At 60.5% G+C, this 12,765-nt stretch carries 12 protein-coding genes; 9 read left to right on the forward strand and 3 right to left on the reverse strand.

What is annotated here, in order from left to right:
* Nucleotides 1–171: 171 nt before the first annotated feature.
* The gene (locus ACI512_RS31620; protein WP_015886088.1) at nt 172–948 is read left to right on the forward strand and encodes a S24 family peptidase; all 777 of its coding nucleotides are present in this window, start codon (nt 172–174) and stop codon (nt 946–948) included.
* A gap of 276 nt (nt 949–1,224) precedes the next feature.
* Here the strand turns inward: ACI512_RS31620 and ACI512_RS31625 are convergent, their stop codons facing one another.
* A complete protein-coding gene (locus ACI512_RS31625; protein ID WP_231808212.1) occupies nt 1,225–1,461 on the reverse strand; it encodes a DUF6124 family protein in 237 nt (78 codons plus the stop codon).
* A 448-nt stretch (nt 1,462–1,909) separates the two neighbouring features.
* Here ACI512_RS31625 and ycaC point away from each other — a divergent pair, with 448 nt between their 5' ends.
* The gene (gene ycaC / locus ACI512_RS31630; RefSeq protein WP_064052209.1) at nt 1,910–2,542 is read left to right on the forward strand and encodes an isochorismate family cysteine hydrolase YcaC; all 633 of its coding nucleotides are present in this window, start codon (nt 1,910–1,912) and stop codon (nt 2,540–2,542) included.
* A 50-nt stretch (nt 2,543–2,592) separates the two neighbouring features.
* Here the strand turns inward: ycaC and ACI512_RS31635 are convergent, their stop codons facing one another.
* Both ACI512_RS31635 and ACI512_RS31640 read right to left on the reverse strand, forming a co-directional pair.
* The gene (locus tag ACI512_RS31635) at nt 2,593–3,912 is read right to left on the reverse strand and encodes a sensor histidine kinase (protein ID WP_231808211.1); all 1,320 of its coding nucleotides are present in this window, start codon (nt 3,910–3,912) and stop codon (nt 2,593–2,595) included.
* A 179-nt stretch (nt 3,913–4,091) separates the two neighbouring features.
* Nucleotides 4,092–5,174: a YhcG family protein gene (locus tag ACI512_RS31640; protein ID WP_236378320.1), complete on the reverse strand. Its 1,083-nt coding sequence runs from the start codon at nt 5,172–5,174 to the stop codon at nt 4,092–4,094.
* A 211-nt stretch (nt 5,175–5,385) separates the two neighbouring features.
* Between ACI512_RS31640 and ACI512_RS31645 the strand changes: the two genes are divergently transcribed.
* The 7 genes from ACI512_RS31645 to ACI512_RS31675 all read left to right on the forward strand — a co-directional run bounded on the left by ACI512_RS31645 (nt 5,386) and on the right by ACI512_RS31675 (nt 12,763).
* On the forward strand, nt 5,386–6,030 hold the full coding sequence (locus tag ACI512_RS31645; protein WP_236378323.1) for an NAD(P)H-dependent oxidoreductase: 645 nt from the start codon (nt 5,386–5,388) through the stop codon (nt 6,028–6,030).
* The gene (locus ACI512_RS31650; RefSeq protein WP_015886094.1) at nt 5,969–6,349 is read left to right on the forward strand and encodes a MerR family transcriptional regulator; all 381 of its coding nucleotides are present in this window, start codon (nt 5,969–5,971) and stop codon (nt 6,347–6,349) included. Before ACI512_RS31645 ends, ACI512_RS31650 begins: the two co-directional genes overlap by 62 nt.
* An 89-nt stretch (nt 6,350–6,438) precedes the next feature.
* The gene (locus ACI512_RS31655; protein WP_236378324.1) at nt 6,439–7,578 is read left to right on the forward strand and encodes a Fic family protein; all 1,140 of its coding nucleotides are present in this window, start codon (nt 6,439–6,441) and stop codon (nt 7,576–7,578) included.
* Nucleotides 7,579–7,653: 75 nt separating this feature from the next.
* Entirely contained in the window at nt 7,654–7,896 is a 243-nt protein-coding gene (locus tag ACI512_RS31660; protein WP_003176346.1) for an exodeoxyribonuclease VII small subunit, read from the forward strand.
* Nucleotides 7,893–8,780 (forward strand): polyprenyl synthetase family protein, encoded by an 888-nt coding sequence (locus tag ACI512_RS31665; protein ID WP_236378334.1) that lies wholly within the window; start codon nt 7,893–7,895, stop codon nt 8,778–8,780. The genes ACI512_RS31660 and ACI512_RS31665 overlap by 4 nt, the downstream gene beginning before the upstream one ends.
* Nucleotides 8,781–8,890: 110 nt before the next feature.
* Complete coding sequence (dxs, locus tag ACI512_RS31670) at nt 8,891–10,789, forward strand: 1-deoxy-D-xylulose-5-phosphate synthase (protein ID WP_064052214.1); 1,899 nt, start codon at nt 8,891–8,893, stop codon at nt 10,787–10,789.
* A gap of 78 nt (nt 10,790–10,867) precedes the next feature.
* Nucleotides 10,868–12,763 (forward strand): TonB-dependent receptor domain-containing protein, encoded by a 1,896-nt coding sequence (locus ACI512_RS31675; protein WP_236378353.1) that lies wholly within the window; start codon nt 10,868–10,870, stop codon nt 12,761–12,763.
* Nucleotides 12,764–12,765 lie beyond the last annotated feature (2 nt).

Consider the following 12,765-nt stretch of genomic DNA (forward strand, 5'->3'; position numbering starts at 1 on the left):
ATTCGGGGCTTTTTTGTGGGAAATGCTAAACGACAAGTTCAATGTTTTATAAACACCGTTTAACTTCATTCAAAATCCGAAGTATCAAGCTACAACTAAGCAAAGACCTACAACCGCAACTCAACGCATGGTTTATTTGATCTGTATTCCCGGCCAGTAAACTCTGCGTTTATGAATACATCAGGTGATCGTTTAAAAGCGCTACTGCGGGAAGTTCATCTTTCCGCCTCCGACTTCGCCAAAAACCGTGGTGTCACGCCTCAACACGTGAACAACTGGTTCAAGCGCGGTGTACCCATGGGCCGACTCAACGAGATCGCAGAACTGCTGTGCATCTCCAGCCGTTGGCTGCGCACCGGCGAAGGCCCCAAACACCCACCGGCCAACTTCCTGCTGGAAGGCCCGGACACCCGAAAAGGACTGCCCACCACCCGCGAAGGAAGCGGCAAATACCTCACAGGCCCCGCCTGTCTCCCGGAAAAAATCGACGTGGAGATCGACCTCCACCCTTCATTCACCTCCACTGAGCGCATCCGCGTCTCCCTGCACACCCTCCAGACCCTCACCGTAAACCCCGACCGCGCCTTGGGCGCCTACATGGTCGACAACAGCATGATCGACATCATCCAACAAGGCGCCACCCTCGCCATCGACCGAGGCCGCACCCAAATCATCGACGGCGAGATTTACGCGGTAGAGCACGACGGCATGCTGCGCATCAAGTACCTCTACAACCGACCCGGGGGTGGTTTGCGCATGCGCAGCCACAATGCTGGCGAGCATCCCGACGAGTACCTGACTCATGAGCAACGTTTCGAGCAGAACGTCGAGATCCTGGGCTGGGTATTCTGGTGGTCCACACTGAACAACCGTCGCCCGCCCGTGCCGCTGGATGAGCATTTAATCGGCTGGGAAGGCTCTAAATCGGATCCGGAGGTGGGCATTTGAAATGAATGTGGGTATCATGCGCCGCACATTTGGCAGGGGGTGGCTTGACGCTATCCACCCTGCTCGGCGAAGCGGAGGAGTTCCCGCGGATGCCTCTACTATTCAGCCAGACGCGATGTGGGCTGAGCGATTTGAAGGCTGGTGAGGCTTGTCAAAAACAAGCTGAAGCAGTCCCCGAGAAGCCGGCCACAAGCCGGCTTTTTAATGCCTGCAAATCGAATCTCAACCCCCGGATACACAGCGGGCAGCATTTCGCCTGCCCGCCTTAACGTTGCGTTATCCAGGCTGCATACATTCCACAGCCCGATCCGCCACCATTTTCGCCATCTCCACCAAATGCATCACCGCCCTCTGCGGCGCAGCCAGCGGTTGCCCAAGCACCTGGGACGTAGCCACCGCACACTGCAGCAACTCAGCTACACGCACCCAGGCATCCTCGAAGCTCAGCTCTTCATTGACGGTAAATGGGTTGGTCGCTGCCGATGACGGCGAATCCGAAACAACATTATCCATAGCAACACTCCAATCGATAATTTGGAGCTGCCACTTCCCGCGACTAAACAAAAGGCGGCAGCTGTACGCAGGTTAGTCGACCGGTCGATTGGAACCCCGGCGCACCCAGAGGTGCCCTGCGCACAGCCACCATAAGATGCAGGCGAAAGAGTGCCTGGCTCATGGGGTGCTTATGCGCCAATCGAATCCGGGCGACTAAACCCGTTCACTGAATAGGCAGTGACAAACCGCAGCCTAGTCGCGGGATTTTGCTGGCGCAAGCGGCTGGGATTCTCTAGGAAACGTCCTGCAAATGAAAGGGATCGGTACTGCTGGCCATGCAAGCATTGTCTCCTACGAGTTGACTGTATTACCTATTTCACCCGATTTATCCCTCGCCACCCACCCATTAATCTATGCCCATGTTGAACGCAACGCCCTTCCCTACTTAAACAAAAAGGATTCAACCATGAGCACTGCAACCTACAACCGCTTGAACAAAGACGACGCCATCGTTCTGCTGGTCGACCACCAAACCGGCCTGATCTCCCTGGTCCAGGACTTCTCGCCCAACGAGTTCAAGAACAACGTGCTCGCCCTGGCCGACCTGGCCAAGTTCTTCAACCTGCCGACGATCCTCACCACCAGCTTCGAGCAAGGCCCCAACGGCCCGCTGGTACCGGAGCTGAAAGAGATGTTCCCGGATGCGCCGTACATCGCGCGCCCTGGTCAGATCAATGCGTGGGACAACGAAGACTTCGTCAAGGCGATCAAGGCCACCGGCCGTAAGCAGATCATCATTGCCGGTGTGGTCACGGATGTGTGCGTAGCGTTCCCGACGTTGTCGGCGCTGGCGGAGGGGTTTGACGTATTTGTGGTGACCGATGCGTCGGGCACCTTCAACACCACGGTGCAGCAGGCGGCGTGGAGCCGGATGACGCAAGCCGGTGCGCAGTTGATGAACTGGTTTTCGGTAGCGTGTGAGTTGCAGGGCGACTGGCGCAACGATATCGAAGGCCTGGGGAATCTGTTGTCGCAACGTATTCCCAACTATCGCAACTTGATGAATGGCTACTCGGCGTTGACGGCTCGCAAGGACTAAGCAAACCGCTGCATACCAAAGCCTGCCCTTAAAAGCAGGCTTTCGGCGTTTCAGCCGACGGGCAGGTTGGCGTCGATACGGCCAAGGGCCCGCAGATAGAGGTTCATCGTGGTGCCGGCGCCTGGGGCGGTTTGCACTTTGACCGTGCCTCCCGCGCGTTGGGCGAACTCCAATACCTGGGACAACCCAAGGCCGGTGCCTTTGCCCGCGCATTTGGTGGTGAAGAACGGCTCGAAGACCTGGGCAGCCAGTTCCTCGTGCATACCGGGGCCGTTGTCGGTGATGCTGAGCAGCAGGTAATTACCCGCAGCCAGCGCTTCGTCCTGCTCGACGCTGACCAGCCGTGAGCGGATGTGCACGCGGCCATTGCCGCCCAGGGCATCGCGGGCGTTGGCCAGCAGGTTGATCACCGCGGCGCTCAATTGTGCCTCTTCGCACAATACACCGGTGCCGGCAGCCGCCAGGTCGAGGGAGAGCTCGACCCCGTCCGAGGCAGTCCGCAGCAACACGTCACGCATGCTTTCAAGGCGCTCATTGACGTCGATGCACATCAAGTTGGGGCTGTCGTGACGCACGCTGGTCAGCAGGTGATTGACCAGCAAACGGCCTTGATCCACCGCTTGCAGGCCGGCATCGCTGAAGCGCTCGACGTCGTCCGGGCGGCGCGCGCGCAATCGCACCATCTGCAAGCTGGCACTCAACGCTTGCAGGAGGTTGTTGAAGTCGTGGGCGATGCTGGCCGCCACCATGCCAAGCGACGAAACCCGCTTGGCATGGTGCATGAACTGTTCGGCCTGGCGCCCCAGCGCCTGCGCTTGAGCAAGTTCGTGTTCGAGGTGCCGGGCACGCAATTCCCGCTGTTCACTGAGCAGACGCAGTTGCAGCAACGAGGCGGTTTGTCGAGCCAGCGCCAACAAGGCATTGTGTTGCGCGACCGTCAGCGTGCGGGCCCGGGTATCGATGACACAGACTGTGCCCAGTGCAAAACCACGATCATCGCGAATCGGTGCGCCCGCGTAAAAGCGGATATACGGCGGCCCCAACACCAGCGCGCTGTGTTCGAAACGCGCGTCCAGGGCGGCGTCCTCGACCACCAGCACCTCATCGGGAGACAGGATGGCGTGCGCGCAAAACGCCAGGTCGCGGTGCGTCTCACGAACGTCGAGGCCGATACAGGCCTTGAACCACTGGCGCTCCTTGTCCACCAGCGATACCAACGCAATCGGTACGTCGCACAGGTTGGTTGCCAGCAACACAATGTCATCAAAACCAGGTTCAGGCGCGCTGTCCAGGATGCCCAGATGTTCCAGGGACCGGAGGCGCTCCTGCTCGTTGGCGGGGAGCGGGGCAGGAAGATGAGGCATCTGCATACGTCGCGGTCGGGTCCAGGGAAAAGAATGATGCTCGGCGAAGCACGGCGCAGCAAGGTAAATGAAGAGAACCTTATTTCCGTGCCTCAGTCAGGCAGCCTTCGAAGGTTAGTTGTGTTTTTTTGGCGCTCCGGCGGTAAACGGTGTGAATGAAGCCGTTGCTTAGAAGCACTGAGCGATTATTCGTTCCCAGCCTGGATGGCTGACTCTTTCTCTTGGACGGGAGCACCGTCACCGGCCAACTCACGCTCGATCTGTTCAATAGTCGGCAGGCTGGTTTGCAGTTCCGCCGGCAACGACTCGACCCGTTGATATTCAGCCACACCGATTGGCCGAGTGTGATCACGCAGAGCGTATTCGGCGACGACTTTATTTTTGCTCTTGCACAGCAGCAGGCCGATGGTGGGACCGTCCTGTGGGTGCCGGAACTGGGCATCCACGGCCGCGAGGTAAAAACTCAATTGCCCCAGATGCTCAGGCTTGAACCTGCCGGCCTTGAGTTCGATCACCACGTAGCAGCGCAACTTCAGGTGATAGAACAGCAGGTCGACAAAGAACTCGTCACTGCCTACATCCAGGCGCATTTGTCGGCCGACAAAGGCAAAGCCCGCACCCAGCTCTAACAGAAAATCGGTGACGTGCTTGATCAAGGCGCTCTCGATATCACGCTCATGCGCATCCGCAGTCAGGCTGAGAAAATCAAAGCGATAAGGATCTTTGAGGGACTCGCGCGCCAGATCGGATTGAGGCTTGGGCAGATGGCTCTCGAAATTGCTCACGCCATTGCCGCTGCGCTCCAGCAGGCGGGCCTCAATCTGGATGACCAGCACATTGCGCGACCAGTTGTGCTTGATTGCCTGGGAGGCATACCAGCGGCGGGTTTCGGGACCGGGGAGTTTGTCCAGCAGGACTAAATTATGCCCCCAGGGCAATTGTGCAGCAGCTTGTTGCACAAACTCCACATCTGGCCAAGCCTCCGCAAAAGCGCGCATGTACTTGAGATTACGCGGTGAAAAACCCCTCATCTCCGGGAAGGCGGCCCGCAGATCCTGCGCAAGGCGCTCAATAACCTTGGCGCCCCAGCCCTGCTTCGCCTGGCGGGTCAGGATATCGTTGCCGATCTGCCAGTAAAGCAGCACCAACTCGCGGTTTACCGCCAGCGTAGCGCGCTGCTGAGCGGTATGAATGCGACTTTTGAGATCGACCAGCCAATCGTGGTAACCCTCGGGGGCCGTGGTCACGCCAATCGATCTCTCTTTCATGCCTGGCTCACTCTCGTATTAGCAACGGGAGGAAGCCTAGCCAGGGGATTTTGCCCTCACAAGCGCTGGAACCCGCATCAGGAAGGCGCTTGCGAAGGACTCGGAATCGTCCTACTGGCGATTAAAAATCGTCCCCTCTCGGCTCCAAATCTTGACTCTCCCCTATACGGCAACCCCTACCCTGAGCCTCTTTTTTTCCAGGACACTCTCCGTGGCTCATCGCACCCTGCTCATCCTCGGCCACCCCTCCAGCACCAGCTTCTGTTCGGCCCTTGCAGACACCTACACCCAATCGGCGAAAAACGCCGGCCATGAGGTACGTGTGCTACGCCTGGGTGAACTCGTTTTCGACCCGGTGCTTCACAACGGCTACGGCGACATTCAAGCCTTGGAGCCCGATTTGCTCAGCGCCCAGTCCGACATCCTCTGGGCGACTCATCTGGTATTTGTTTTTCCGATCTGGTGGGGCGGTATCCCGGCCTTGATGAAGGGTTTCCTCGACCGCATCTTCCTCCCCGGTTTTGCCTTCAAATACCGAGCGGGCAAGGCATTCCCTGACAAACTGCTGCAAGGACGCACCGCGCACTTGTTAGTGACCCTGGACACGCCCCCGTGGTATTACCGCTGGGTCTATCGCATGCCGGGCATTCACCAGATGCGTGCGACTACGCTGGCGTTTTGCGGCATCAAGCCAATCAAGACCGTGATGTTCGGGCCGATACTGGGGTCTACACCGGCGCAGCGGGCGAAGTGGCTGAAGCAGGCCGGCGGACTATTTGAAAAAGGGAGTTTTCATGTACATCGGCAAAGCCGCGCAGTTGGCGGGCACCACCATCAAGGCGATTCGTCACTATGAGGCGATCGGCCTGTTGCCGCCGCCGCAGCGCCAGGGACAATACCGGGTGTATTCGGAGCAAAGCGTTGAGCTGCTGATGTTTATCAAGTGCGCGCAGCAATTGGGGTTCAAGCTCAAGGAGTTGCAGGAGATTCTTGCAGGCCACGTAGGCGATGTATTGCCCTGGGAGCGGGCGGACCAGGCAATCGCCGAGAAGAAACACGAATTGGCCACTCAGATTGCAGCACTGCAAAAGACGCAGGCAGGATTGCTTGCGTTCGAAGCCCAGCTAAAGGATGCAGAAGGCCGCTGCGCTCAACCGGCCACAACGTCTGCCTGAGTGGACGATGAGCCGAATAGGAGGCACAATCGGCTCACTACATGAGCCGAATAACGTTTTTATTCGGCTCACGCAACCAGGTACCTCCCATGGACCACCCGTTCTGGATCTGGCAACACCCCGACTGGCCGCACTTCCATTGGCAACCAGGACGCTTTGCGGCCTTGCTACGTGAGTGCGGGCAAGCGCAAGGCAAGCTGCTGGGCATGCTCGGCACCGTCAGCCAGGCGGTTAACGCGCACAACGAGCTGGATGCGTTGCTGCAAAACATCCTGACCTCTTCGGCCATCGAGGGGGAACAGTTGAATGTGGGCTCGGTGCGCTCATCACTGGCACGGCGCCTGGGCCTGGAGCCGTTGAAGGACGCCAGCGTCAGCCGTCGCAGTGAAGGCTTGGCCGATCTGATGATGGACGCCACCGAGCAATACGCCCAGCCCTTTACCCTCGCCCGTCTTTTGAATTGGCATCATTGGCTGTTTCCAGCACCGGAAGCGGGTTATGCCGCACGTGCACTGAATGTTGGAGCATTGCGTGGCGATGAGCCGATGCAGGTGGTGTCGGGGCGGCTTGATCGGCCGATGGTGCAGTTCGAGGCACCGCCGCGCAAAGGCCTGGAGCAAGCGCTGGAAGACTTCCTCGAGTGGTTCGAAACCAGCCGGAATCAACCGGAACTGGACCCGCTGGTCCGCGCCGGTGTGGCGCATTTCTGGTTTGTCACGCTACACCCTTTCGATGACGGTAATGGTCGACTGACACGCACCATCACCGACTTGGCGTTGGCCCAGGGCGAACACCAGGCCATCCGCTTTTACGCCATGTCGGCCAGCATTCTTGAGGACCGCGCAGGCTATTACAAAGCGTTGGAGTCCAGCCAAAAAGCCACGCTGGATATTACCGACTGGCTGGAATGGTTCCTCAAGACCCTGCTGCGCAGCCTGCAGCAAGCCATGGTGCGGATTGACCGGGTATTGGACAAAAGCCGGTTCTGGCAGCAGCACCGCGACCTCGCGTTGTCTGCCGACCAGATCAAGGTGCTCAACCGCCTGCTCGATGGCGGTGAAAAGGGTTTTGAGCACGCTATCAGCGCGGCGCAGTACCAAGCAGTGGCAAAGGTGTCCAAGGCTACGGCGACGCGTCATCTGGCTGATTTGCTGGAAAAGAACTGCCTGGTCCGACTCCCCGGAGGCGGCCGCAGCACGCGGTATCAAGTCAATACAGCGAACAGGTGACACCCCCACTCATTTGCCCAGAATCCCCATGTCTGCTAGTGTCGCGCCGGTTTACCGTCTACCGGAATAGCCGCCATGGCCCGCAAAAAAGTTGCACTCGATTTCGAACAATCCCTCGCCGACCTGCAAACCCTGGTCGAGCGTCTGGAGAACGGTGAGTTGTCGCTGGAAGACTCGTTGACCGCGTTTGAGCAAGGCATCGGCCTGACCCGTGACTGCCAGAGCGCGCTCGCGCAGGCGGAGCAGAAGGTGCAAGTACTGCTGGAACGTGACGGGGAGTTGGCCGAAGAACCTTTCGATGCGGAACAGCCCGAATGATCGACGCGTATCAGGCCAGTAGCCAAGCCCGGGTCAATGCGGCATTGGAACCCTTGTTTGTTGCGCCAAGCCCGGAAATGAAGCGCCTCTATGAGGCCATGCGATACAGCGTGATGAATGGCGGCAAGCGTGTGCGCCCGTTGCTGGCGTATGCGGCCTGTGAAGCACTCGGTGCGCCGGCCGAACAGGCGAACGGCGCGGCCTGCGCGGTCGAGCTGATTCACGCCTACTCCCTGGTGCATGACGATTTGCCGGCGATGGACGACGACGATTTGCGGCGCGGCCAGCCCACCACCCACAAAGCCTTCGATGAAGCGTATGCGATCCTGGCCGGTGACGGTTTGCAGAGCCTGGCGTTCAGCGCGTTGCTGGACCCGGCGCTGAGCAGCGTCAATGCCGAGCTCCGCCTGCGCATGGTGACTGCACTCGCCCATGCTGCGGGCCCGGCAGGCATGGTGGGCGGGCAGGCGATCGACATGGGTTCGGTCAGCCTCAAGCTGGACCAGCAAGCCCTCGAACACATGCACCGCCGCAAGACCGGCGCCTTGATCGAAGCCGCCGTGCACTTGGGCGCGCTGGCCAGCGGGCGGGCTGAAGCGCCTCAATTGGCGGCGCTGAAGACCTACGCGCTGGCCATCGGCCTGGCGTTCCAGGTGCAGGACGACATTCTTGACGTAGAAAGTGACACCGCAACCCTGGGCAAACGCCAGGGTGCCGATATCGCACGGGACAAACCGACTTACCCTGCGCTGCTCGGGCTTACTGCGGCCAAAGCCTATGCGCTGGAGCTGCGTGACCAGGCCCTGGACGCCCTGCGACCATTCGACGCGGCGGCCGAGCCACTGCGTGACCTGGCGCGGTATATCGTCGAACGCCGCCACTGACACGCGCGGCCTTTGCGGCCGCATATCGGCCAAGTTCGGCGCTCTGCGTGGGCAGTTTGCGATGCTTGAGGTAAACTGCCGCCTCTTCTATACCTATAACGATTCGCCTGATGCCCACGACGTTTCAAGAGATTCCCCGCAAGCGCCCGTCCACGCCCCTGCTTGACCGTGCTGTCACGCCGGTCGGCCTGCGTCGACTGGGTGAAGCCGAGCTGGAAACCCTGGCCGATGAGTTGCGCCTGGAATTGCTCTACACGGTCGGCCAGACCGGTGGGCATTTTGGTGCCGGCCTGGGCGTCATCGAGCTGACCATCGCCCTGCATTACGTGTTCGACACCCCGGATGACCGGCTGGTGTGGGACGTGGGCCATCAGGCGTATCCGCACAAAATCCTCACGGGCCGCCGCGAGCAAATGGGCACTCTGCGCCAGAAGGACGGCATTGCCGCCTTCCCGCGCCGCGCCGAGAGCGAATACGACACCTTTGGCGTCGGCCACTCCAGCACCTCCATCAGTGCAGCGCTGGGCATGGCGATTGCCGCCCGCCTGCAGGGCAGCGATCGCAAGGCGATTGCCGTGATTGGTGACGGCGCGCTGACCGCCGGTATGGCCTTCGAAGCGCTGAACCATGCGCCGGAAGTGGACGCCAACATGCTGGTGATCCTCAACGACAACGACATGTCGATCTCGCGCAATGTCGGTGGCCTGTCCAATTACCTGGCAAAAATCCTCTCCAGCCGCACGTATGCAAGCATGCGTGAAGGCAGTAAGAAGGTGCTCTCGCGTCTGCCAGGCGCATGGGAAATTGCCCGGCGCACCGAAGAATATGCCAAGGGCATGCTGGTCCCCGGCACCCTGTTCGAAGAGTTGGGTTGGAACTACATCGGCCCGATCGACGGCCATGACTTGCCCACCCTGATCGCCACGCTGCGCAACATGCGTGACCTCAAGGGCCCGCAATTCCTGCATATCGTCACCAAAAAAGGCAAAGGCTTCGCCCCGGCGGAGGTCGACCCGATTGGTTACCACGCAATCACCAAGCTCGACCCACTGAACGCTCCCGCCGCTGCACCGAAAAAGGCCAGCGGGCCGAAGTATTCCGGTGTGTTCGGCGAATGGCTGTGTGACATGGCAGCTGCCGACCCACGCCTGGTAGGCATTACCCCGGCGATGAAGGAAGGCTCCGACCTGGTGGCGTTCAGCGAGCGTTTCCCGCTGCGCTACTTCGACGTCGCGATTGCCGAGCAGCACGCGGTGACCTTTGCCGCCGGCATGGCCTGTGAAGGCGCCAAGCCGGTGGTGGCGATCTACTCGACGTTCCTGCAACGCGGTTACGACCAGTTGGTGCATGACGTCGCGGTGCAGAACCTCGACGTACTGTTCGCCATCGACCGCGCCGGCCTGGTGGGCGAAGACGGCCCGACTCACGCCGGCAGCTTCGACCTGTCCTACCTGCGCTGCATCCCCGGCATGCTGGTGATGACGCCGAGCGACGAGAACGAACTGCGCAAGATGCTCAGCACCGGCCACTTGTACAACGGCCCCGCCGCCGTGCGCTACCCGCGTGGCAATGGCCCGAATGCCGTGATCGAGAAGGACCTGGAGCCTATCGAGATCGGCAAGGGCATCGTGCGTCGCCAAGGCAGCAAGACCGCGTTCCTGGTGTTCGGCGTGCAATTGGCCGAAGCACTGAAGGTCGCCGAGAAGATCGACGCCACCGTGGTCGACATGCGCTTCGTCAAACCCCTGGATGAGGCCTTGGTGCGCGAGATCGCCGGCAGCCATGAACTGCTGGTGACCGTCGAAGAAAACGCCATCATGGGCGGCGCGGGTGCGGCGGTCAGCGAGTTCCTGGCGCGGGAGAATATCCTCAAGTCCGTGCTGCACCTGGGCTTGCCGGATGTGTATGTCGAACACGCCAAGCCGGCGCAGATGCTGGCGGAGTGTGGGTTGGATGAAGCGGGCATTGAAACCTCAGTACGCGAGCGCATGACACTGCTGGGGCTGTAGAAACCGGCTCAACAGGTGGGAGGGGGCTTGCCCCCTCCCACATGGGTTATGTATCACGTTTGAAGCTACGGACAGCCGATGAATCGCCTTCGCCTTGCCCTGCCCTTGCTGCTTCTCTGCGCCCCGGACCTGCTGGCCGATACCCGCGACGACGCGCTGAAACTCCCCAACGTCGTCATCAGCGCCAACCGCCAGGTGCAGGCCCGCAACGACAGCAGCGCCGCCAACACGGTGTTCACCCGCGACGACATCGACCGCCTGCAGCCAACCCGCCTCACCGACCTCCTCAGCCGCGTGCCCGGTGTACAAGTCGCGCCCAGCGGTGGCCGTGGCAGCCTGCCGGGGATTTATATGCGTGGCACCAAATCCGCGCAAAGCCTGGTGCTGGTGGACGGCCAGCGCATCGCTAATACCACCTCCGGCGACAGCGGCCTGCAATACCTCAATGTCGACCAGATCGAACGGGTGGAAGTGCTGCGCGGCTCACGCTCGGTGATCTATGGCAGCGATGCGATTGGCGGGGTGATCCAGGTGTTTACCCGGCGCAACGCCGAGCCAGGCGTGCAGCCGCGCTTGAAACTCGGGTTTGGCAGCCATCAGACCTGGGAGCGCAGCCTCGGCCTCTCCGGCGGCGACGAACAAACGCGTTTCAACCTGGGGGCGAGCCTGGATGACACCGCCGGGATCAACTCGACGCACACCTCATTCCCCAGCGATGGCGACCATGATGCCTACCGCAACCAGTCCCTCAGCCTGAACCTCAGCCATTCCTTCAACGATGCGCTGGAGGCGGGTTTCAACCTGTTGGATAACCGTGGCAAATCGGAATACGACAACAGCTTCGGCCGCTACGACCTCGCCACCGGGCAAACAGCTGGGCAAAAGCCCTACACCGACTACGCCGTGAGCAGCGCCAGCGGCTATGTCGATGCCACGCTCAACGAGCACTGGCAATCGCGCCTGGAGCTGGGCCATAGCGAGAACCGCGATACCAAGCGCGACACCCTCAGCGATGACTTCAGCGTGTTCAACACCTACCGCGATTCGGTCAACTGGCAGAACGACCTGACGCTGAATGACCAGAACAGCCTGATACTTGGCGGCGACTGGTACGAAGATCGCTTCCACGGCTCCACCACCTTCACCGAAAACAGTCGCTGGAACCGCGCCGCCTTCGTACAGCATCGCTTCCATGGCGAGTGGTTTTCCACCGAGCTGGGGCTACGGCGCGACCAAAACCAGCAGTTCGGCGGGCAGAACAGCTGGAGCGGCACTGTGACAGTGCCGGTCAACCCGGACAACGACCTGCTGCTGACCTACAGTGAAGGCTTCCGCGCGCCGACCTTCAACGACCTGTACTACCCCGACACGCAGTACAGCAACCCCGACCTGCAGCCCGAAACCTCCAAAAGCTACGAGTTGCAATGGCGCAGTCAACTGAGCGACAGCACGCGCCTTGAAGCCTCGCTGTACCGCACCGACTTGAGCGATGCGATCATCCTCGACCGCTCCGGCAAGCCGCAGAACGTGGCGTCGGCGCGTATCAACGGCTTTGAGGCCGCACTCAAGCAGGAGCTGTTTGGCTGGCAAGGCAACCTTGGGTTGTCGCTCATCGACCCACGCGACCGCGACAGCGGCCACACGTTGGCCCGCCGGGCGCGGCAGACGTTGAACCTGGATCTGGATCGGCAATTCGACACGCTGGGGCTGGGCGCCAGCTGGCAGGCCATCAGCAGCAGCTATGACGATGAAGACAACACCCACCGCCTGGGCGGCTATGCCTTGCTTGGGTTGCGCAGCAGTTGGGCGTTGAATCGGCAAGTGGCGCTGTCGCTGAAGGTCGATAACCTGCTGGACAGGTCCTATGCGCGGGCGCGTTACAGCTATAACGACCCGGGCTTTTTAAACAATCAGGATTATCGCGAAGAGGGTCGGGTGTGGATGCTTGGGGTGACCTGGACGCCTGAGATCTGAGG

The organism is Pseudomonas petroselini (assembly GCF_045037875.1).
GTDB classification, from domain to species: Bacteria; Pseudomonadota; Gammaproteobacteria; order Pseudomonadales; family Pseudomonadaceae; genus Aquipseudomonas; species Aquipseudomonas petroselini.